This is a genomic window from Maricaulis parjimensis, from assembly GCF_016817355.1.
Taxonomy (GTDB): Bacteria; Pseudomonadota; Alphaproteobacteria; order Caulobacterales; family Maricaulaceae; genus Maricaulis; species Maricaulis parjimensis.
Genome location: NZ_JADOTT010000001.1, coordinates 496,842 through 515,993, shown reverse-complemented (window position 1 = coordinate 515,993; position 19,152 = coordinate 496,842). Strand labels below are relative to the sequence as shown.

Annotated in this window: 22 protein-coding genes; 13 read left to right on the top strand and 9 right to left on the bottom strand. The window is 64.9% G+C overall.

The genetic code is table 11. From position 1 onward, the window contains the following. Positions 1-3 precede the first annotated feature (3 nt). The 3 genes from rpe to htpX all read right to left on the bottom strand — a co-directional run bounded on the left by rpe (position 4) and on the right by htpX (position 2,991). Positions 4-663, bottom strand: coding sequence for a ribulose-phosphate 3-epimerase (gene rpe, locus I0K07_RS02315; protein WP_203291051.1), 660 nt, complete (start codon positions 661-663; stop codon positions 4-6). Between the two features lie 60 nt (positions 664-723). Then, positions 724-2,028, bottom strand: coding sequence for an RsmB/NOP family class I SAM-dependent RNA methyltransferase (locus I0K07_RS02310; RefSeq protein ID WP_203291050.1), 1,305 nt, complete (start codon positions 2,026-2,028; stop codon positions 724-726). Positions 2,029-2,094: 66 nt separating this feature from the next. After that, on the bottom strand, positions 2,095-2,991 hold the full coding sequence (gene htpX, locus I0K07_RS02305) for a zinc metalloprotease HtpX (protein WP_203291049.1): 897 nt from the start codon (positions 2,989-2,991) through the stop codon (positions 2,095-2,097). 59 nt (positions 2,992-3,050) lie between these two features. Here htpX and I0K07_RS02300 point away from each other — a divergent pair, with 59 nt between their 5' ends. Then, positions 3,051-3,269, top strand: coding sequence for a DUF1674 domain-containing protein (locus I0K07_RS02300; protein ID WP_203291048.1), 219 nt, complete (start codon positions 3,051-3,053; stop codon positions 3,267-3,269). A 65-nt stretch (positions 3,270-3,334) separates the two neighbouring features. Next, the gene (locus tag I0K07_RS02295) at positions 3,335-3,901 is read left to right on the top strand and encodes a hypothetical protein (RefSeq protein WP_203291047.1); all 567 of its coding nucleotides are present in this window, start codon (positions 3,335-3,337) and stop codon (positions 3,899-3,901) included. 8 nt (positions 3,902-3,909) lie between these two features. Here I0K07_RS02295 and pyrF read toward each other — a convergent pair whose 3' ends face one another. From pyrF to glsA, 3 genes are read right to left on the bottom strand one after another with little or no spacing between them, the layout of a single operon-like run. Continuing rightward, the gene (gene pyrF, locus I0K07_RS02290) at positions 3,910-4,611 is read right to left on the bottom strand and encodes an orotidine-5'-phosphate decarboxylase (RefSeq protein ID WP_203291046.1); all 702 of its coding nucleotides are present in this window, start codon (positions 4,609-4,611) and stop codon (positions 3,910-3,912) included. Positions 4,612-4,621: 10 nt separating this feature from the next. Next, a complete protein-coding gene (locus I0K07_RS02285; protein WP_203291045.1) occupies positions 4,622-5,248 on the bottom strand; it encodes a LysE family translocator in 627 nt (208 codons plus the stop codon). A gap of 38 nt (positions 5,249-5,286) precedes the next feature. After that, a complete protein-coding gene (gene glsA, locus I0K07_RS02280; RefSeq protein WP_203291044.1) occupies positions 5,287-6,558 on the bottom strand; it encodes a glutaminase A in 1,272 nt (423 codons plus the stop codon). A 113-nt stretch (positions 6,559-6,671) separates the two neighbouring features. Between glsA and I0K07_RS02275 the strand changes: the two genes are divergently transcribed. From I0K07_RS02275 to I0K07_RS02260, 4 genes are all read left to right on the top strand, one after another. Beyond that, the gene (locus tag I0K07_RS02275) at positions 6,672-7,904 is read left to right on the top strand and encodes an argininosuccinate synthase (RefSeq protein ID WP_203291043.1); all 1,233 of its coding nucleotides are present in this window, start codon (positions 6,672-6,674) and stop codon (positions 7,902-7,904) included. A gap of 207 nt (positions 7,905-8,111) precedes the next feature. Continuing rightward, positions 8,112-9,227: a sensor histidine kinase gene (locus I0K07_RS02270; protein WP_203291042.1), complete on the top strand. Its 1,116-nt coding sequence runs from the start codon at positions 8,112-8,114 to the stop codon at positions 9,225-9,227. 76 nt (positions 9,228-9,303) lie between these two features. Then, positions 9,304-9,939: a histidine phosphatase family protein gene (locus I0K07_RS02265; RefSeq protein ID WP_203291041.1), complete on the top strand. Its 636-nt coding sequence runs from the start codon at positions 9,304-9,306 to the stop codon at positions 9,937-9,939. After that, on the top strand, positions 9,939-10,403 hold the full coding sequence (locus I0K07_RS02260) for a low molecular weight protein-tyrosine-phosphatase (protein ID WP_203291040.1): 465 nt from the start codon (positions 9,939-9,941) through the stop codon (positions 10,401-10,403). Before I0K07_RS02265 ends, I0K07_RS02260 begins: the two co-directional genes overlap by 1 nt. On the opposite strand, the gene thpR is transcribed toward I0K07_RS02260, so the two are convergent. Next, complete coding sequence (gene thpR / locus I0K07_RS02255; protein WP_203291039.1) at positions 10,388-10,927, bottom strand: RNA 2',3'-cyclic phosphodiesterase; 540 nt, start codon at positions 10,925-10,927, stop codon at positions 10,388-10,390. The genes I0K07_RS02260 and thpR overlap by 16 nt on opposite strands. Positions 10,928-11,109: 182 nt before the next feature. Between thpR and I0K07_RS02250 the strand changes: the two genes are divergently transcribed. Next, positions 11,110-11,874: a Bax inhibitor-1/YccA family protein gene (locus tag I0K07_RS02250; protein WP_203291038.1), complete on the top strand. Its 765-nt coding sequence runs from the start codon at positions 11,110-11,112 to the stop codon at positions 11,872-11,874. A 75-nt stretch (positions 11,875-11,949) separates the two neighbouring features. Here the strand turns inward: I0K07_RS02250 and I0K07_RS02245 are convergent, their stop codons facing one another. Further along, positions 11,950-12,240 (bottom strand): DUF2794 domain-containing protein, encoded by a 291-nt coding sequence (locus I0K07_RS02245; protein ID WP_238934382.1) that lies wholly within the window; start codon positions 12,238-12,240, stop codon positions 11,950-11,952. A 349-nt stretch (positions 12,241-12,589) separates the two neighbouring features. Between I0K07_RS02245 and I0K07_RS02240 the strand changes: the two genes are divergently transcribed. Genes I0K07_RS02240 through I0K07_RS02220 form a run of 5 tightly spaced genes read left to right on the top strand, consistent with a single transcriptional unit; the run spans position 12,590 to position 17,318 of the window. Next, positions 12,590-13,327 carry an ABC transporter ATP-binding protein gene (locus I0K07_RS02240; protein WP_203291036.1) on the top strand — a complete coding sequence of 246 codons (738 nt, stop codon included), beginning with the start codon at positions 12,590-12,592 and terminating at the stop codon, positions 13,325-13,327. Beyond that, on the top strand, positions 13,327-14,067 hold the full coding sequence (locus I0K07_RS02235) for an ABC transporter permease (RefSeq protein WP_203291035.1): 741 nt from the start codon (positions 13,327-13,329) through the stop codon (positions 14,065-14,067). The genes I0K07_RS02240 and I0K07_RS02235 overlap by 1 nt, the downstream gene beginning before the upstream one ends. After that, complete coding sequence (locus I0K07_RS02230) at positions 14,064-15,905, top strand: GldG family protein (protein WP_203291034.1); 1,842 nt, start codon at positions 14,064-14,066, stop codon at positions 15,903-15,905. Before I0K07_RS02235 ends, I0K07_RS02230 begins: the two co-directional genes overlap by 4 nt. Continuing rightward, positions 15,902-16,951, top strand: a complete 1,050-nt coding sequence (locus tag I0K07_RS02225) for a DUF4340 domain-containing protein (RefSeq protein WP_203291033.1) — start codon at positions 15,902-15,904, stop codon at positions 16,949-16,951. Before I0K07_RS02230 ends, I0K07_RS02225 begins: the two co-directional genes overlap by 4 nt. After that, complete coding sequence (locus I0K07_RS02220) at positions 16,941-17,318, top strand: VOC family protein (RefSeq protein WP_203291032.1); 378 nt, start codon at positions 16,941-16,943, stop codon at positions 17,316-17,318. The genes I0K07_RS02225 and I0K07_RS02220 overlap by 11 nt, the downstream gene beginning before the upstream one ends. Here the strand turns inward: I0K07_RS02220 and I0K07_RS02215 are convergent. Further along, complete coding sequence (locus I0K07_RS02215) at positions 17,315-18,181, bottom strand: PfkB family carbohydrate kinase (protein WP_203291031.1); 867 nt, start codon at positions 18,179-18,181, stop codon at positions 17,315-17,317. The genes I0K07_RS02220 and I0K07_RS02215 overlap by 4 nt on opposite strands. A gap of 44 nt (positions 18,182-18,225) precedes the next feature. Here I0K07_RS02215 and I0K07_RS02210 point away from each other — a divergent pair, with 44 nt between their 5' ends. Further along, positions 18,226-19,077, top strand: coding sequence for an HpcH/HpaI aldolase/citrate lyase family protein (locus I0K07_RS02210; protein WP_203291030.1), 852 nt, complete (start codon positions 18,226-18,228; stop codon positions 19,075-19,077). The last annotated feature ends 75 nt before the right edge of the window (positions 19,078-19,152 follow it).

The window sequence follows — 19,152 nt, the reverse complement described above, 5'->3', positions numbered from 1 at the left end:
CGATCAGCCGCGCAGGGCGTGGATATTGTCGCGGTAGGCGTCCGGCCCGCCCCGGAAGACCGCGCTGCCGGCGACCAGCGCATCGGCACCGGCGGCCATGCAGGACTTGGCCGTTTCCGGATTCACCCCGCCATCCACTTCGATCATCGTGGACAGGCCGCGCGCATCAATCATCGTGCGGATCTGCTCGATCTTGCGCAGCTGGCTGTCGATGAAGCTCTGTCCGCCAAAGCCCGGATTGACACTCATCACCAGGACAAGGTCGAGCTCGTCCAGGACGTAGTCGATAATGCCCGGATCGGTGGACGGGTTGAGCGCGGCGCCGGCCTTCACGCCCAGGGAGCGGATGTTCTGGACCGTGCGATGGAAGTGCGGCCCGGCTTCCGGGTGCGCCGTGATGATGTCCGATCCGGCCTCCGCGAAGGCTTCCAGATAGGGATCAACCGGCTGGATCATCAGATGGACGTCGAAGGTCTTCTGGCTGTGCGGGCGCAGGGCTTTGACCACGGCCGGTCCGATCGTGATGTTCGGCACATAGTGGCCATCCATCACGTCGACATGGATCCAGTCGGCGCCAGCCTCGTCGATGGCGCGGACTTCCTCGCCGAGCTTGGCGAAGTCGGCAGACAGGATGGACGGCGAAATGATCACGGATTTGGACATGCCGATCCGATAACAGTGAGGCTGCTGGCGCGCAAGCGATGCGGACGTTTCGCAGTGAATTTACGCTGAAATCCGCTTTTCGAACCGGGCGATGAAGAAACCGTCCAGCCCGCCCTTTTCGGCCCACATGGCCGGGGTGAGGCGCAGCCAGCCTTCCGGCGTGATCGCGTCTTCAAGACCGGGCACTTCCCCGTCCTGGATCGGACGCACGGTCAGCTCGCTCTGTCGCTTGAGAAGTTCGGCGGCGAGCCCCTCGCCTTCTTCCGGCTGCAGGGAACAGGTGCACAGGACGAGCGTGCCGCCCGGGCGCAGGAAGCGCGTGGCCGCATTGGCCAGTTCCAGCTGGAGTTTCACCATTTTGGCGACCTGGCCGGGCTTCTTGATCTGTGAGGCCTCGGGATGGCGGCGCAGCGTACCGGTCGCGGTACAGGGCGCATCCAGGAGGATGGCGTCGGCCGGGCCCTTCGGTTTGAAGCGGCGGCCATCCTCGGCCACGACATTGGCCCGCATCTGGGTGCGGCCGAGATTGTCGCGCAATTGCTTGAGCCGGCCGGCGGAACTGTCGATCGCCGTGACGCGCGCACCCAGGGCTGCCAGTTGCAGCGTCTTGCCGCCCGGCGCGGCGCACATGTCGAGGACGTGATCGCGCTCTTTCACGCCCAGCAGGGTGGCCGGGATGGCGGCGGCGGCGTCCTGGATCCACCAGGCTCCGTCGCGATAGCCCGGCAATTGGGTGATATCGCCGATTTCCTGGCGGCGCAGGGAGCCGGTCGGCAGGATTTCGGCCTTCAGGGCTTCGGCCCATTTCTCGCGCTCGGCCGGGTCTTTCAGCGTGATGTCCAGCGGCGGCGGGTCCATCAGGACATTGGTCATGCGGGCCAGGGCGCCCGGGCCGTAGGCCTTGCGCCAAGCGCGGGCCATCCAGTCGGGAAGATTGTCGCGCGGGGCGGTGCGGGCCGCCAGGTCGCGGCCTTCCTTGTCGACCTTGCGCAGGACGGCATTGATCAGGCCTTTCAGGCCGAAGGCCGCCTTGTTTTCCTCGGCCAGCGCCACCGTCGTGGAAACCACGGCATGCGGTGCGCCATCCATCCACAGAAGCTGGGTTGCGCCGGTGACCAGAAGCGCGACCGCCGGTTCCGGGGTTTCTTCCAAGGGTTTGGCGAGAAGCTTGGACAGAACGGCGATGGTCTGGCCATGGCGGCGGAAGGTCGTGGCCAGAATGGCACGCGCGAAAGCCCGGTCGCGGGTTTCCATCTCGCGATAGCCGCGTGTGTGTTCCAGGGCCGATTCCAGCGTTTTGCGCTGGGACATGATGGCCATATAGGCGTGGGCGGCCGAGCGCCGCGAAGCAAGTCCGTCTGTCATCGGCGCGGAGCTAGCACGCGGGCCCGGTTCCGTCGATTCCTTCTGGCCGCAAACCGGCCATGCACCCTAGCCCCAGGGACCCCGGGGCGCCCAAGGGCCTGACGAGACCGGGGCCGCGGCGCCCGCCATTTCGCGCAGTTTGGCGATCCGGTTGGCCGTGTCCGGGTGGGTGGAGAAGAGATTGTCCATATTCTGCCCGTTCAGCGGGTTGATGATGAACATGTGGGCGGTGGCCGGATTGCGTTCCGCGGCGGGGTTGAGGGTCTGGCGGGCCGAGCGCTCGATCTTTTCCAGCGCGCTGGCGAGGGCCATCGGCTTGCCCATGATTTCCGCACCGATCCGGTCGGCTTCATATTCACGGGCGCGGCTGATCGCGCTCTGGACCAGCATGGCCGCCATCGGCGCGAAGATCGCCAGGGCGATGGAGCCGATCAGTCCGGCGCGGTTATTGCCGCCGAAAAAGAGGGCGAAATTGGCCAGCATGCCGATCGCACCGGCCAGGGTGGCGGTGACGGTCATGGTCAGCGTGTCGCGGTTTTTCACATGGGCCAGCTCGTGCGCCATCACACCCTGGACCTCTTCGCGGTCGAGCCGGGCCAGCAGGCCGGTCGTGGCGGCGACGGCGGCATGCTGCGGATCACGGCCGGTGGCGAAGGCATTGGGCTGGTCGGTCTCGATCACATAGACGCGCGGGGCCGGCAAATTGGCGCGCTGGGCCAGCATCTGCACGTCCAGCGCATACTGGCGCAGGGCAGGATGGCGTTCGGAGGGTGTGATCGCGCGCGCGCCATGCATGCGCAGCACCATGTCGGCGGAATTCCACCAGGCGAACAGATTCATGCCGGCGGCCACGACAAGCGCCAGCATGGCCCCGGCCGGTCCGCCCAGAAGATAGCCGATCCCCATGAAAAAGGCCGTCATGCCGGCCAGAAGCAGGAAGGTTCTCAATCCGTTTGCGGTCATCTGTCGTGCAAGCTCCAATACACATGGCCATGCGGCCCTCGTCGGACTAGATAAGTGGTATGACCGATGAGACTTCTCAAGACGGGACGGACGCGCCGTCTGTCCCCTCTCCCCGCAAACCGCTGAGCGAGGCTGCCAAGCGGGCGTTGGCCGAGGCCGAGGCGCGGCGTGCCGCGGCTGCAGCCGAAGAGCGTCCGACCGAGCTGGGTGGCCGCAAGGGCCCGGAACCGACGCGGTTCGGCGACTGGGAGAAGAAGGGCATTATCAGCGATTTCTAGCCGCGGGTTTCGCCTGTGGCGCGCATCGGCTTAGCGAAGGCGGTGCGGCGCGCTAGTGTGCCGCTATGGCACAGTCCCATCTCATCCTGGCGGCCCTGACCGCCGCCCTCATCCTGCCCGCGAGCGCGCTGGGGCAGGCTGTGCCGGATCGTGTCTGCACCGCCCAGGATATCGCCGAGGCCCGTGCAGGGACCTATACCGGGCCCGCCTGCCGTTTTTCGGCAGACCAGGCTGCGCCGGCTCCTCCTTCCGCTCAGCCATCCCGACCGGCCGACCGGCTGGCCGGTGCGCCGCCGCAACGGCTGGTGATGGATGTGCCGGCACGACCGGCCCTTGAGGCGCCGCGGGCGCAGATGTCGCCGCCGCCGGCCCGTCCGGTCGCGGAACCGGTGCGCGAACGGGTTGTCCTGCAGGATGATTTTTTCACCGGCTCGCTGGTGGGCGGGGTCGAACGGCCGGGATTCCAGCCGGTCTATTCCTATCGCGGCTTGATCCTGATCGGCGCGGATGGCCGCGTCCGGACGGGTTTTGCCGGTCCGCCGACCTCGTTGACGCGGCAGGTTCGTGCCATGGACCGGCCCTCAATCGGCCGGCCGGTGATCACGCCGCCGCGCGCCTATCCTTACAATTAGAGCCGGGTTCAGGCCGGAACGGTCTGCATTTCCGCGACAATATCCCGGGCAGCCTGGGCCGGATCGGGTGCGGCATTGACCGGGCGTCCGACCACGAGATGGGTCGCGCCCTCGCTGAGGGCCTTGGCCGGCGTGGCCACGCGTTTCTGGTCACCGATATCGGCACCGTCCGGACGAATGCCTGGCGTGACGATATGGAAGCCGTCACCGAAACGCTGGCGGATTTCCGCCGCTTCATGAGCGCTGGCGACAATCCCGTGGACGCCGCATTCCAGCGCCTGTTCGACCCGGCGCAGGACCAGGTCGCGGGCACCATAGGCATAGCCCATCTCGGTCAGCATGGCGTCGTCATAACTGGTCAGCACGGTGACGCCGAGGATTTGCAGGTCCGAGCCCTCGCATCCGGCGACCGCCGCGCGCATGACCGGCGGCTCGGCGTGCACGGTCAGGAGGTCGGCCCCGCCCTGGGTGATCGAGCGCGTGGCTTTTTCCACCGTGGCCGGGATGTCGTGGAGTTTGAAGTCCAGGAAGACCGATTTGCCGGCCGATTTCAGGCGGCGGCACAGATCCATCCCGCCAAGCGGGAAGAGCTGTAGCCCGATCTTGTAGTAATCGACGGCGTCGCCGACCCGTTGGGTCAGCGTCCAGGCTTCGTCGGTCGACGGCAGGTCAAGCGCGACGATGAGGCGGGGGTCAGAGGTCTTGGACATGAACGGGCTTCTAGGCCGTATTGCCCGAAAAAAGCAAGCGCAGACCGAGCCCGCCGAAGGCCGTGGCCGCCAAGCCATTGAGAACGCGTCGTGAGCGGGCGGAGCGGGCCAGCCGGTCGCGGGCGGCGCCGGCCGCCAGGGCGACAATGGTCAGGATGATCGTGCCCATGGCGAAGAAAATCAGACCCAGGCTCAGCATTTGCAGCCACACCGGGCCGATGTCCGGATTGGTGAATTGCGGCAGGAGGGCCAGGAAAAAGAGGCCGATCTTGGGATTGAGCAGATTGGTCATCAGGCCTTGGCGGAAACCGTGCCAGGCATCGCGGGCGCTCTTGGCATGCATGGGCGCATCCAGCGCCCGGACCGTGCGGATGGCCAGCCAGACGAGATAGGCCCCACCGGCATAGCGGACCACGGTCAGGGCGTGTTCGGAGGCCGCCACCAGGGCGGCGAGGCCGGCGGCTGCGGCCAGAGTCCAGATCAGGCCGCCCGTGATAATGCCGGCCACGGCACCCAGACCGGCACGCGGACCGCGCGAGGCGGCTGTTGCCAGGGTGAAGGCCATGTCCGGACCCGGGCTGAGCGCCAGGGCCAGGCCAGCGGCCAGGAAAAGCGGAAACAGGGACCAATCAAGCATGGGGGAACTCCGGCAAGGCGGCGATCATGCCGCGCTTCTCAGTCAGACGCGACCCCGGCAAAGATGTGAAACGGGTAATCTTCCACCAGGCGCTGGCAGAACTCGACGCCGCGTACCGAATTGCCCTGCCGGTCCAGCCGGGGCGACCAGAGGCCGAAACCGCCGACACCGGGAATGACGATCATCAACCCGCCTGAGACGCCGGACTTGGCGGGCAGGCCGACCGTGAAGGCAAACTCGCCGGAATAGTCATACATGCCGCAGGTCAGCATGAGGGAGAGGGTGTGACGGACCATGACCGGGTCGATCACCCGGTGGCCGGTGACCGGACAGACCCCGCCATTGGCCAGCATGGCGGCCACGACGGACAGGGCATCGCAATCCAGGCTGAGGGCGCAGGCCCGAAAATAGAGATCGAGGGCGGCCTGCGTGTCGGTGCCGGGCGGGAAGGCGTCGTGCTCATCCATCATTTTGACGAGGGAGCGATTGCGGTCGGCCGTGGCCAGTTCGGACCGGTAGACGGCCTCGTCGAGCCTGCAGTCCGCACCGCCGGCCGCGGACATGACAAAGCGCCGGATCAGTTCGGCCCGGGCCTCCACAGGCTGGGCCGGGCGGATGAGGGCGGCACACATGATGGCGCCGGCATTGATCATCGGATTATGGGGCCGGTGATCGGGGTCCAGGGCCAGCTCGTTGAAGCGGCGGCCCGAGGGCTCCCGTCCGACATGGGCGTGAACCAGGCTTTCCCCGTTCAGCGCCAGGGCGAGGGCATAATTGAGCGGTTTCACGACCGATTGCAGGCAGAAGCCGGTCTGGGCATCGCCCAGATTGAAGCGCTGTCCGTCAATCGAACACAGGGCCAGGCCGAACCCGTCGGCATCCTGGCGCGCGAGTTCGGGGATGTAGTCGGCGATCTGGCCGCGCCGGTTTTCCTGCGCATAGCTGAAAAAGCCGGATACGCGGTGACAGAAATGGGCAAAGTTCGGAATGGCGAGATCATCGCCGACGGCCCGCTCCAGAAGGTCCAGCCCGTCATGGGAGAGGTCCTGACCGAACTGCTCCGGCGCAAGGGGGCCGCGGGCACGGCTCAGGGCTGCGAGACAGGCCGAGAGGCGGGGCAGGCCGGTGTCGAGGCCCCGCGCGTCGAGATATTCCAGCAGTATTTGGGGGCTGGTCAAACCCAGCCCGGCCGCTTGCCGGCACAGGGCTGCCAGCCGGATATCGAGCGCGGCTTCATCCTGCGGGCCGTGCTCGAAGCGGGCGCGGCGACCGCGATAGCGGGAAAAACGGGATAGGCCGGATCGAAACATGGGCCGGAGAATGGCATGCCTTTGCCGCCTGTCCAGCGCTTCGGGCCGAAGGAAATCCTTGCACCCGCACGAATGTGGCGCTACGCGCTGGGAAAATCGAAAAGGACATGCACATGCCTGCGAAAAAGCCCGTCAAAAAGGTCGTTCTTGCCTATTCCGGTGGCCTCGACACTTCGGTCATCCTGAAATGGCTCCAGGACCATTACGACGCGGAAGTCGTTACCTTCACCGCCGATCTCGGCCAGGGTGAGGAATTGGAACCGGCGCGCAAGAAGGCCGAAGCCGCAGGCGTGAAAGACATTTTCATCGAGGATCTGCGCGAGGAATTCGTGCGGGATTTCGTCTATCCGATGGTGCGGGCCAATGCGGTCTATGAGGGCCTCTACCTGCTGGGCACCTCGATCGCGCGTCCGCTGATTTCCAAACGCCTGGTCGAAATTGCGCATGAGACCGGCGCGGACGCCGTGGCGCACGGTGCCACCGGCAAGGGCAATGACCAGGTCCGTTTTGAACTGGGCGTCTATGCGCTGGACCCGGATCTGCGCGTGATCGCCCCCTGGCGCGAATGGGATCTCAATTCCCGCACCAAGCTGATCGCCTACGCCGAAGAGAACGGTATCCAGGTCGCCAAGGACAAGCGCGGCGAAGCGCCCTTCTCGGTCGATGCGAACCTCTGGCACACCTCTTCGGAGGGCAAGGTCCTGGAAGACCCGGCCGAGGAAGCCTCCGACATTGTCTTCCAGCGCACGGTCGACCCGGTCGATGCGCCAGACACGCCGGAATATGTCACGATCAGTTTTGAGCGCGGTGATGCCACGGCCATCAATGGTGACGCGATGTCCCCGGCCACCCTGCTGACGGCGCTCAACGAGCTGGGCCGCAAGCACGGGATCGGCCGTCTTGATCTGGTCGAGAACCGCTTTGTGGGCATGAAGTCCCGCGGCATTTACGAAACCCCGGGCGGCACCATCCTGATGGCGGCCCACCGCGGGATCGAACAGCTGACGCTGGACCGGGGTGCTGCGCACCTCAAGGATGAGCTGATGCCGCGCTATGCCAAGCTTCTCTATGAAGGCTTCTGGTTCTCGCCGGAGCGCGAAATGCTGCAGGCGGCGATTGATGCCAGCCAGGAGCATGTCACCGGTGATGTCCGGCTGAAACTCTACAAGGGTTCCGTCAATGTGGTCGGCCGCTCTTCGGCCCACACGCTCTATTCGGAAGCCCATGTCACCTTCGAAGAGGACGAGGTCTACGACCAGAAGGATGCGGAAGGCTTCATCCGCCTCAACGCCCTGCGCCTGCAACTTCTGGCTCGCCGCAAGCGTCGCCTCGGCCGCAATGATTGACCCGAAAACCGGCGCCGGGCCCGATGAATGAAAAATTCATTGTGCCCGGTCCGCGCTTTACACACCTGCCCCCGACAGCAAGGCTGACGGGTCCCGAGAGGGCTGAGGGTTAACAGTGTGTAAAGAAGTAGGGGAATACGGTCTTGCAACCCGTGGTGATAGCGGTGAACGAGTGAGGCAATGCGCTCGGTGCTACTGACCAGTTTGATGGATGTTGGACTCGCGACGGCAGCGGCCATCGCGATCTGGTTTCTTTGGCAGAATGCCCGCGTCATCCGGACCGCGGGTGCCGAACTGTCTTTGCCTCTGATGACCGGAGGTCTGGTTCTGTGGGGCTTGTATTACGGCTTCCAATTCATCGTCATCATCTTTGGCCCCTTCGTGTTCGGCCTCGCGCAGGCTGAGCTGATTGCGAACAATTTCGAGGGCGCGGCACGCTGGATCACCAATCTGGTGGCGACCGGACTGTTTCTCGCCGGCCTTCTATTGCTGCTGCGGGGGGTCAACCGATTGCTCCAGCGGGTGCAGGAAAGCGCCGATGCACTGGAAACCGAGATCAGTCACCGCGACACGGAAGCGGAAGAGCTCAAGAGCGAGGCCGCGCACGAGCGGGACTTTCGCAAGGCCAAATCCGAATTCCTGATGGGTCTGAGCCATGAATTGCGGACGCCGCTGAATGGCGTGATCGGTCTGGCCAGCCTCCTGTCCAATACCAATCTGGAAAACGATCAGCGCAAGCTTTTGACGACGCTGGAGCATTCCGCCCAGGCCATGCTGTCCCGGGTGAGCGATGTTTTTGACCTTTCCCTGCTTGAGACCGAGCGGGTCGAACTGCGTTCGGCCCTGTTTGTGCCGCAAGATGTCAGCCGGGCCGCCGTGGGCCTGTTCGAGCCGCTGGCGGCGGAGAAAGGCCTCACCCTGACCTGCGATTGCGAGGATATGAGCGATCAGGCCGTGATCGGGGATCCGGTTCGGGTGCGCCAGGTCCTGTCCCATCTCCTGTCCAATGCGATCAAGTTCACACCGTCCGGGTCGATCGCCGTAAAAGTGAGCAGCAAGTCCATTGATGCGGATCATGTGGCGGTGAGCTTTAGTGTGTCCGATACGGGCGTGGGCATGTCGGACAGTGTTCTGGAACAGGCCAATAAGGGCCCGGTCATGCAGTCGGGTGCACAGTCCGGTATCGGCCTGTCCATCTGCTGGCGTCTGGCCTGGCTGATGGATGGCGGGCTGTCTTTCCAGAGTGAGGCCGACAAAGGCACGACGGCGACGGCCACGCTGCGCTTTCAGGTCGAGCCGGCACCGGCTGACGAGGATTTCTGATCAAGAAGGCTTGCCCTGAACCGGATTCAGGGCTGACTCTCTTCACCGTGCCGCTCCGGCACCAGAGGAGATGCTTGTGTTCCAGACTGCCCTGACCGTTTTTGCTGCCCTGTCCCTAACAACTGGAATGGAGGCGGAGTTCGACCGGCCGGCCCTGCTGGACTTGGCCGAGCCCTCTGTCCAGGCGGCACTGGAAGCGGCCGACCAGCATGTCCTGGTCGTGCGCCATGCCCGCAAGATTTCGCCCGACTGCAATGGCATGTCCTGTCCGCTCAGCCCGCAGGGTGAGGCCATGGTGGCGCGTCTGGCTGAACTCGTTGGGCCGGCGCCTGTGGACCGGGCCTATGCCAGCGCCGCTTGCCGGACGCGGCTGACCGCGGCTGCAGGTGGCCGCGAAGTCCTCGCTCACCAGGCGGTGGATGGCTATGCGGTCGACTGTAGCGAGGGTGAGACGATCACGCGCCAGCGCGCGGAGGCTTTCGCGGAAACGCGGCATGACCCGGTGCGCTGGACGCTGGCCGGCGAGCATTCCAATACGAGCTGTCTGTGGATGCTGGAATTTGCCGGTGATTCAGCGGCGGCCGAGGCCGGGTGCAATGCCGAGGGCCGTCTGGCTGAAACGGCCTATGGCGATGTGTTCTGGCTCTACCGGACCGGCGAGGACTGGCATTTGACCGTCTTGCCGGGCGCGTTCGAGGTCGAGGCCGAGTAATGCGCATCCTGTTTGTGTGTACCGGGAATATCTGCCGCTCGCCGACGGCGGACGGGGTGGCCCGGGCGCGGGTCGAGGCGCTGGGGTTGGACTGGCAGATCGACAGTGCCGGAACCGGTGACTGGCATGCCGGGGAGAGCCCGGACGAGCGCGCGACCGAAACGGCGGCGCGTCGCGGCTATGATCTTTCGCCCTTGCGGGCGCGGGCCGTGGAGCGGTCGGATTTTGACCGGTTCGATCATCTCATCGCCATGGATGCCAGCCATGAGCGCTTCCTGCGCCGCCTGGCCCCCGGCCGGGCGGGTGGTCAGGTCTCCCGCCTGATGGACTGGGTGGAAACCCCGGCAGAGCGCGACGTGCCGGACCCCTATTACGGCCATGATGACGGGTTCGAACGCGTGCTGGACCAGATCGAGGCCGGTGTGGACGGGCTGATCGCCCGCCTGTCTCAGCCCAGCGGATAGTCCGCGATCGCCTCATAGATGTTGGCTTCGCCGCGATGGGTCCAGCTGGCAAACAGCGAGAAATGCGTGACCTGCCAAGGATGGGTTTTCACATCGGCAGCGCGCTGGACAAAGCGGTGGACCTTCTCGACCGGGGATTTGTTGAGGTAGGCCATCGTCATGTGCGGCGTGTATTTGCGGGTGTCCGCTTCCAGTCCGGCGCGGCGGGCGGCGCGCTCGCAGGCCTGATTGAGCCGGGTCAGCGTGTCGGGCGCTTTCACGCTCATCCACAGGGCATGCGGATCGGATTTGCCGAACCAGTCGGCCCCGCCCAGCTCCACCGGAAAGGCCGGCAGGGTGATATGCGCCAGCTCGGCGTCGAGATCCTCGGCCTGGCGTTCATCCATCTCGCCGAAGAAACGCAGGGTGATATGGAAGTTTTCCAGCGGCCGCCAGCGCGCGCCCGGAACACCCTTTTGCAGGCGCAGATAGTCCCGCCCGATCTCCTCGGGCACCGGAATGGCGGCAAACAGGCGCAGCGACATGGGAAATTCCTTTACCAGGCAGAAGACCTAGGCCCGTTCGGGCTTGTCCGCCAATCCTGACAAAAACCCGTCAGGGGGGACGCAAGCCTCTCACCGTCCCTCCTTGCCAAGCGGCCGCTATATCACGATATTACGCACCAAAGCGTCTTCAGGACGCGTCACGAACTGAAAGAGTCGCAACGATGAATGATTTTTCCCGCACCTATGGTGGCGCCCCGGCGATGGACATGTCGGTCGATGCCGGCCTGCGTTCCTTCATGCTCGGCGTCTACAACAAGATGGGTCTGGGCCTGCTCATTTCGGCGGCCATCGCCTTTGCCGTCGGCACGGTACCGCCGCTGACGCAGATCGTGTTCGGCACACCGCTGGTCTATCTCGTCCAGTGGGGGCCGATTGCCCTGCTGTTCGGATCCATGTTCTTCATGCGCAATCCGTCTCCGGTCGGATCGGCCCTGCTTTACTGGGCGATCGTCGGCCTGATCGGTGCCTCGCTGTCCATGTGGGTGATCATCGCCCAGCAGAATGAGGCTGTGCAGACGGTTACGGGCCGCTCACTGAGCATTGATTTCGCAACGATTGCCCAGGCCTTCGTCATCACATCGGCTGCCTTTATGGGCCTGTCGGTGTTCGGCTACACGACCAAGCGCAATCTGATGCCGATGCAGAGCTTCCTCTTCATGGCCATCATCGGTGCCGTGGTTCTGGGCATCCTGAATTTCTTCTTCTTCCAGTCGAGCCTGCTGGAGCTGGGCCTTCAATTCGTCGTGCTTCTGCTGATGGCGGGTGTCACGGCTTGGCAGACCCAGGCGCTGAAAGTCACCTATTACCAGGTGGCCGGTGATCATCGCTCGATGGCCGTGCTGACGAATATGGGTGCTCTCAACCTGTATCTGGCCTTCGTCAACATGTTCCAGATCATCCTGTCGCTGCTGGGCAGCCGCGACTAGGATTGCGGACATCGCACAAAGAAACCCCCGGCGCTTCGGCTCCGGGGGTTTTCTTTTGTCCGGAGTCGGGCCGGATCAGTCGATCACATTGAAGCGCTTCTTGTCGAAGATGCGCAGGACCTGTTTGAGGTCATGACCACGCTTGAGGATCTGGCCACCCATGGCGACCACCTTGTAGAGGCCCTGGCGGTGCGCATCGGCGGGCGTCTTCACCACGGTATACATCGGCATTTCGCTGTGGCGGCGGAAGATCGAGAAGACCGCGCTGTCACGCAGGCCGTCGATCGCATAGTCCTTCCATTCCCCGCGCGCGACGAACTGGCCATAGAGGCTCAGGATCGCGTCCAGCTCGTGTCGCGTCCACATGATGGGCGCCGGAGCGGATTTCGCGGGCTGGGGACCTGATTTCACACACATTCTCCCGTCGGTTGAATCGCAGTTTTCAACTTACAAACATTTCACGCGGCGCCCCGGTTTTGCCACATTCTTGACGCGTTGCGGCCATAGCGCCCCATCACCGTCCAACAGGTCGGCCGGTCGCGTCAACGTTCCAGATCCTGGATTTAGACAGCCCCCCCAGCCCCCCGGGTCATGGAATTGCGATCCGGTCGACACCCCAACCCCCTCTTTCAAAATGATAACTTGCCTTCGCTCTGGCCAAGCCGGGCGCACCGCGCTAACGCTAGGCGTGTCGCTCAATTGAGGCCCCCCGCCCATGCTGGTCGCCGACCGCCTGATCAAGGATTTCGGACCGCACCGCGCCGTTGATGGTGTCAGCTTCACCCTGGAACGGGGCGAGGTGCTGGGCTTTCTCGGGCCGAACGGGGCCGGCAAGACAACCACAATGCGCATGCTGGCCGGCGGGCTGGAACCGGATGGCGGCAAGGCCATGATCGGCGGGCATGATTGCGTCGCTGACCGGCTGGAGGCGCAGGCCCGGCTGGGCTATCTGCCCGAGGGCGCACCCGCCTATCCGTCCATGACGCCGCGCAGTTTCGTCGAATTCGGCCTGCGGGCCCGGGGTTTCTCCGGCGCCGCCATGAAGCGGGCCTGTGATCTGGCGCTGGAGCGGGCCCGGCTGGAGGGTTTCGCCAGCCAGCCGATCGGCACCCTGTCCAAGGGATACAAGCGCCGCGCAGCGCTGGCGGCGGCGATCGCCCATGACCCGCCCGTCCTGATCCTGGATGAGCCCACCGACGGGCTCGATCCCAATCAGAAGGATGGTGTTCGAGCCCTGATCCGCGAGATGGCGCCGGAAAAGGCGATCATCATCTCCACCCATATCCTGGAAGAGGTTCCAGCTGTTTGCTCGCGCGCGATCATCATTGCCCGCGGCAAACTCCTGTTCGATGGCACGCCCAATGAATTGGCCAAGAGCGGGCCGGGCGGCGGCGTGGAAAACGCCTTCCGGGCCATGACCATGGCTGACAACCCGGTGGAGGCGGCGTCCTGATGTCCGGATTGCTGGCCGTGTACCGGCGGGAGCTGACCGCCTATTTCCAGACGCCGCTGGCCTATGTCTTCCTGGCGGTGTTCGGCTTTGCGGCGCCGGCCTTTGCCTTTCATGTCGGGCGTTTCTTCGACACCAATCGGGCCGATCTGGCGCCCCTGTTTGACTATCTGCCCTGGCTGCTGGTTGTGCTGATGCCGGCCCTGGCGATGCGGGCCTGGGCGGAGGAACGCGATCGCGGCACGCTGGAATTCCTGATGGCCCTGCCCATCCCGCTCTGGGCCTCGGCGGCGGGCAAATTCCTGGCCGCCTGGAGCGTGGCCGCCCTGGCCATCGTGCTGACCTTTCCGATGTGGATCGCCGTCAATTATCTGGGTGAGCCGGACAATGCGGCGATTGCGACGGGCTATCTGGGCACCCTGCTTCTGGCCGGTGCCTATCTGGCGGTTGGCCAGGCCCTGTCGGCGACCACGGCGAACCAGGTCGTGGCCTTCGTGCTGGGGGCGGGGGCGGCTTTCCTGCTGACCATGGCGGGTCTTCCTTTCGTTCTGGCGGCACTGGGTGAGAATGCGCCGGCCCTGGTCACCGAATTTGTCGCCGGGTTGAGCGCGCTGGATCACTACAATGCCTTCCAGCGCGGGGTGATCGGTTTGGCGGATCTGGTCTATTTCATCGGCCTGATCATCGTCTCGCTGGCCCTGGCCGGCGTGCTGATCGCGGAACGGCGCGGAGGCGGTCGATGAAGCGCAGTCTCTACCTGCCACTGATGATCCTCAGCCTGATCGTCATCTTCCTGGCCGGCAATCAGCTGGCCGGACAGGTGTTCCGGGCCTGGCGTCTCGACCTGACCGAGAACGGGCTCTACCGCCTCTCTGAAGGATCCGAAGTGATCATGGACCGGCTGAGCGAGCCGGTTGAATGGCGCTTCTACTATTCCCGCGCCGAAGCCGCGCAATATCCGGCGATCCGGGCCTATGCGAGCCGGGTGCGCGAAATGCTGCAGGCCTATGCAGACCGGTCCGGCGGTCTGATCCGGCTGACCGAGATTGATCCGGAGCCCTTCTCCGCCGATGAGGACGCCGTCATCGCGGCCGGTCTGACGGCGATGCCGACCGAAAGCGGCGAAACCCTGTATTTCGGGCTGGTGGCGCGCAATTCCGTGGATGACCAGGCGGTGATCCCGCTCTTCCGCGAGGATGCCGAGGCGCGCCTGGAATATGAACTGACCCGGCTTCTGTCCGATCTGGACCGGCCGGCGCGGCCGCGTCTGGCCGTGCTGACCGGCCTGCCGATCACGCCGGACAATGGCGCGCCCAACCGCTTCGTTCGCGAGTTGGCCGGGGCCTATGAGCTGATCTGGATTGCCCCGGATTTTGACAGTCTTCCCGAGGCTGAAGCCCTGGTCATCCTGCACCCGCCGGAACTGAGCCGGTCCCAGCAGTATCTGATCGACCAGTATGCGCTGACCCGGGGCCGGGTGCTGGCCTTCCTCGATCCCATGGCACACATGGCCCTGCGTCCCGGTCCGGACGGTCTGCCGCCGATCCGGGCCCGACGGGCTTCGGATCTGGGACCGCTTCTGGCGCGCTGGGGCGTGGCCTTTGATCCGCAAACCGTGGCGATGGACCGCACGCTGGGCCTGCCGGTAGAGATTGTCGAAGCGGATGGCCGGGCGCGCCGCCGCGCCTATCCGCTCTGGTTCTCGGCCGGACCGGAACAGATGAATTCCGGCGATCTCGCCACCGCAACGCTGGATCTGGGCCTGAATTTCGGCTCGCCGGGACGGTTGGAGGCGATCGGGCTGGAGCATGTCAGCGTGACACCGCTGGTTTTCACCAGTCCGGACGGGGCGCTGCTGGACGCTGATATCGCGGCGGGTGCGCCGGGTCCGGATGCGCTGCTGCGCGATTACGAGCCCGCGCCGGAACCCCTCATCCTGGCGGCCCGCGCTTCGGGTGTGTTCGAGACGGCCTTCCCGGACGGACCGCCGCCGGGGGATATCCTGTTTTCGCCGGCGGAGCATGTCGCCCAGGCCGCCGCGCCGGTCGACATCACGATTGTCGCGGATGCGGATTGGCTGGATGACAGTTTCTATGTCCGCAATGACCCGGCTCTCGGGGAGAGCCTGGTCGCGGACAATCTCATCCTGGTGATGAATTTGATCGACATGACGGCGGGGGATCCGGCCCTGATCGGCTTGCGCTCCCGCACCCCCTCCTTCCGCCCGATGGCGCGGGTGGAGCGTCTGCGTGAAGATGCAGAGGCCCGTTATGTGGAGGTCCAGGATCGGCTGGAAGCGGAGATCGCCGCCGCGGAGGACAGGCTGGCTGTGCTGACCCTGCAGGGCGCCACATCGGCCCTGTTGAGCCATAGCGGGGCTGAAGAGCGTGCCGAGGCCGAGGCCCTTCGCACGCAGATCAATGAGCGTCGCGCCGAATTGCGGGCGGTCGAGCGGGATTTCCGTCGTGATATCGATGCTCTCAATGCCAATCTCCAATTCTGGACCATTGGTGTACCGCCGGCCCTGATCATCCTGGCGGGCATTGCCGGCAGCCTCTTTCGCCGCCGGAGGCGCGCATGAGCCAGAATATGGACCGGCAAAGACTGAAACGCCTCAGCGTGACAGGCGGGCTGGCCGTTGTGCTGTTTGTCCTGGCGCTGGGCACAGTCTGGATGCAGGCCAGCCAGGGCTGGAAGCCAGAGGTCAGCGGCCCGGTCCTGCCGGATTGGCCCCAGGCGGTCGATGCCGCGCAGAGCATTGCCATTCGCAGCGCCAGCGATGATTTCACGCTGGAGCGGACGGAGGCGGGTTGGGTCATGCCCAGCCGCGACAATTATCCGGTCCGCCCGGACCAGCTGGCGGAACTCGACCGGCTTCTGGCGGGCCTGACCTATATCGGTGCCCGCACCGCCGATCCCGACAAGCATGCCCGGCTTGGCCTTGCGGCCGGGGGTGAGAATGCGGCCACACGCGTCACCGTGCGCGGTGCTGACGGAGACGTTCTGGCGGACATTCTGCTGGGCGAGGCGTCGGGCGAGCGCATCTATGTCCGTTTTCCCGGTCGTGACCGGACTTTTGCCGCCGGTTTCCAGATGTCCGGCAGTGATTTGCCGGCGCTTGCCAATGCGGCGGACTGGCTGGCTTTGGACTTTCTGGATCTGGGTGTGAATGCCATCGCCTCGGCCCGGATCAGTCCGCCGGAGGGGCCGGACTATTTCCTGGAACGGGCCGGTCTCAGTGTGCGCAATTTTGCCCTGCGGGAGCCGGGCGGCTGGCGGCCGATCACGGCGGCGGCCGGCAATGGGCCGGCCAATGCCCTGGCGCGGGTGCGCTTTCGTGATGTGCGGGCTGCTGATCGGATCGGCGGCGAGGTGATTGCCCGCCATGTCGCGGAAACCTTTACCGGTATCCGGGTTTCCGTTGATGTCCTGCAATTGGGCGAAACGCGATGGGCCCGGCTTCAGGCCCAGGCCCTGTCCGATGAGGCTGCGGACAGCGTGGCGGCGCTCAATGCGGCGGCCGATGGTTGGGCCTTCCTCCTGTCGGACCTGACCCTGGAACGCCTGATCCGGCCGCTGGACATGATCGCTGATCCCCGTCCTGAAGAGAGCCCGGATGCGCCTTAACCAGATCACCCTGCCCGTCAGCGATATTCCGCGCTCCAAGGATTTCTATGCCCGGCTGGGCTTTCGGCTGCTCGTCGACAGCCCGCATTATTGCCGTTTCCTGGCACCAGAGGGTGACACGACCTTCTCCCTGCATGCGGAAGAGGGGCCGATCCATTCCAGTGCGGTGATTTATCTGGAAAGCGAGGATGTCGACGCGGCCCATGAGGCGCTGGCGGCGAAGGGCTTCGCCTTTGAACATGCGCCCCGCGACGAACGCTGGCTGTGGCGCGAAGCCGTCCTCAAGGATCCGGACGGTCATGTTATCAAGCTCTACCATGCCGGTGAGAACCGGATTGATCCGCCCTGGCGGGTGAAGCCCGGCTAGAGAGGTTCAGCCTCGAAGCTGAGCCCGGGTTCCTGCAGGAGATTGGCCGCAGCGACGATGGGCAGTTCCGGGGCTTGCCATTCCTGGGCCCTGCGCACGAGGGCGACCGTGACGGCGACGGAATTTTCCAGTGCCGTTTTCGGGTCGGCCCCGCCAGCAATGGCGCAGGTGAAGGCGGCGGTCATCAGGTCGCCCGTCCCGTTGGGGGCTTTGGGTACACGGTCATGGGTGACCATCCAGGCCTCGTCCTGATCCACATACATCACCCCGATCTGGCCGTGGCGCGGCAGGGAGGAAACCAGGCAGGGGCAGTCTATCGAGCGGGCCGCGCGGACCATGGAGGCCAGATCGGTCAATTGACGGCCGGTGATATGGCCGAGCTCGAACAGGTTCGGCGTGATCAAATCGGCGCGCGGAATGAGCTGGTCCTTGATGCCGGCAGCAATGGCGGCGTGGACATAGAGCCCGCCCGGCGCATCGCCCATGACCGGGTCGACAATCACCATGGGGCGGGCGGCATAGGCCTTCACGCCTTTATTCACCCGCTTGCCCTTGCGCACGACATCGATCACGGCGGCCGTATCAAAGACCTGGCCGACATCGGCGAAATAGCCAGTCAGCACGATATCGGTGATATCGAGCAGGCCCTGATCGGCAATGCCGGAGAGAACGCCCTGGAACAGGTCCTGTTCCACCGGCCCGCCGCCGGGCGCACCCCAGCCGGGATGGCGGCCGAACAGAACAGTCGGCACAAGCATGGTATCGATCTTCGCGGCATTGAGCGCGCGTTCGCTGACACCCCCTCCGACACGGGAGGCCGCGACAAGACTGGAAAGGATCAGCGCCAAGGGCATGGGTTTCATGCTATATCGGAAAATTCCACTCGCAGAAGCTTTTCTATCTCACGATGCGCCGTCTCATCCGTTCTGCCCTTTTTGTCCCGGCGTCAAAGCCCCGGGCTGTCGACAAGGCGGCCCATGTGGGCGCGGATCTACTCATCCTGGATCTGGAAGATTCGGTCGGGCCCGAGGAAAAGGCCGAGGCCCGCGCCTGCGTCGATACCGCAATGGATATCTGGTCGGCCTCGGGCGCGATCCGCTCGGTCCGGATCAACGGGCTGGATACGCCATGGGGCGCGGCGGATTTGCGCATTGCGGCGCAGACGGCGGATGCCGTGATCATCCCCAAGGTGGAGCAGGTCGGCGATCTGCATGAAGTCCGCTCGGCGCTGAGCACGCACGGGTCCTCCATTCCGATCTGGGCGATGATCGAGACCCCGCTGGGCCTGATGAACCTGCCGGGCATTTCCGGAGCGACCGGGACGGGTCTGGCCGGGCTGATTGCCGGCACGAATGATCTGGCCAAGGAATTGCGCTGTTCCCCGGACCATGAGCGGATCGCCCTGGTGCCGCATCTTGCGCAGATCGTCTGCGCGGCACGGGCCCGCGGCCTCTATGCGCTGGACAGTGTCTATAATCACTTCCGTGACCCGAAGGGCTTCCGCGCCGAGGCGGAGCAGGGCCGGGTGCTGGGGTTTGATGGCAAGACGCTGATCCATCCCGGACAGGTGGATCTGGCGCATCTCTATTATGGTCCGACCCCGGCTGAACTGGAGCGGGCGGCCCGGATCGTGGCCGCCTTTGCCGATCCGCAAAATGCCGGAAAGGGTGTCATCTCGCTGGATGGTGACATGGTGGAACGGCTGCATCTGGAGGCGGCACGGGCCCTTTTATCGGCGGCCGGCGATAACGACATCTAGACATTCAGGAACAGTCAAATGCAGGCCGAGACTTGATGTTGCCTGCCAAGACCGGCTTTGATCGCTGGATTAAAA

Coding starts and splice junctions, on each gene's coding strand:
- thpR (WP_203291039.1), bottom strand. CDS start 10,927: ATGTCGCTGCGCCTGTTTGCCGCCATTCCGGTGCCCGAGGAGATCGGG.
- I0K07_RS02215 (WP_203291031.1), bottom strand. CDS start 18,181: ATGAAACCCATGCCCTTGGCGCTGATCCTTTCCAGTCTTGTCGCGGCC.
- I0K07_RS02225 (WP_203291033.1), top strand. CDS start 15,902: ATGAGCCAGAATATGGACCGGCAAAGACTGAAACGCCTCAGCGTGACA.
- I0K07_RS02230 (WP_203291034.1), top strand. CDS start 14,064: ATGAAGCGCAGTCTCTACCTGCCACTGATGATCCTCAGCCTGATCGTC.
- pyrF (WP_203291046.1), bottom strand. CDS start 4,611: ATGTCCAAGACCTCTGACCCCCGCCTCATCGTCGCGCTTGACCTGCCG.
- I0K07_RS02310 (WP_203291050.1), bottom strand. CDS start 2,028: ATGACAGACGGACTTGCTTCGCGGCGCTCGGCCGCCCACGCCTATATG.
- glsA (WP_203291044.1), bottom strand. CDS start 6,558: ATGTTTCGATCCGGCCTATCCCGTTTTTCCCGCTATCGCGGTCGCCGC.
- I0K07_RS02250 (WP_203291038.1), top strand. CDS start 11,110: ATGAATGATTTTTCCCGCACCTATGGTGGCGCCCCGGCGATGGACATG.
- I0K07_RS02275 (WP_203291043.1), top strand. CDS start 6,672: ATGCCTGCGAAAAAGCCCGTCAAAAAGGTCGTTCTTGCCTATTCCGGT.
- I0K07_RS02210 (WP_203291030.1), top strand. CDS start 18,226: ATGCGCCGTCTCATCCGTTCTGCCCTTTTTGTCCCGGCGTCAAAGCCC.
- htpX (WP_203291049.1), bottom strand. CDS start 2,991: ATGACCGCAAACGGATTGAGAACCTTCCTGCTTCTGGCCGGCATGACG.
- I0K07_RS02300 (WP_203291048.1), top strand. CDS start 3,051: ATGACCGATGAGACTTCTCAAGACGGGACGGACGCGCCGTCTGTCCCC.
- I0K07_RS02220 (WP_203291032.1), top strand. CDS start 16,941: ATGCGCCTTAACCAGATCACCCTGCCCGTCAGCGATATTCCGCGCTCC.
- I0K07_RS02245 (WP_238934382.1), bottom strand. CDS start 12,240: ATGTGGACGCGACACGAGCTGGACGCGATCCTGAGCCTCTATGGCCAG.
- I0K07_RS02235 (WP_203291035.1), top strand. CDS start 13,327: ATGTCCGGATTGCTGGCCGTGTACCGGCGGGAGCTGACCGCCTATTTC.
- rpe (WP_203291051.1), bottom strand. CDS start 663: ATGTCCAAATCCGTGATCATTTCGCCGTCCATCCTGTCTGCCGACTTC.
- I0K07_RS02270 (WP_203291042.1), top strand. CDS start 8,112: ATGGATGTTGGACTCGCGACGGCAGCGGCCATCGCGATCTGGTTTCTT.
- I0K07_RS02285 (WP_203291045.1), bottom strand. CDS start 5,248: ATGCTTGATTGGTCCCTGTTTCCGCTTTTCCTGGCCGCTGGCCTGGCC.
- I0K07_RS02240 (WP_203291036.1), top strand. CDS start 12,590: ATGCTGGTCGCCGACCGCCTGATCAAGGATTTCGGACCGCACCGCGCC.
- I0K07_RS02295 (WP_203291047.1), top strand. CDS start 3,335: ATGGCACAGTCCCATCTCATCCTGGCGGCCCTGACCGCCGCCCTCATC.
- I0K07_RS02260 (WP_203291040.1), top strand. CDS start 9,939: ATGCGCATCCTGTTTGTGTGTACCGGGAATATCTGCCGCTCGCCGACG.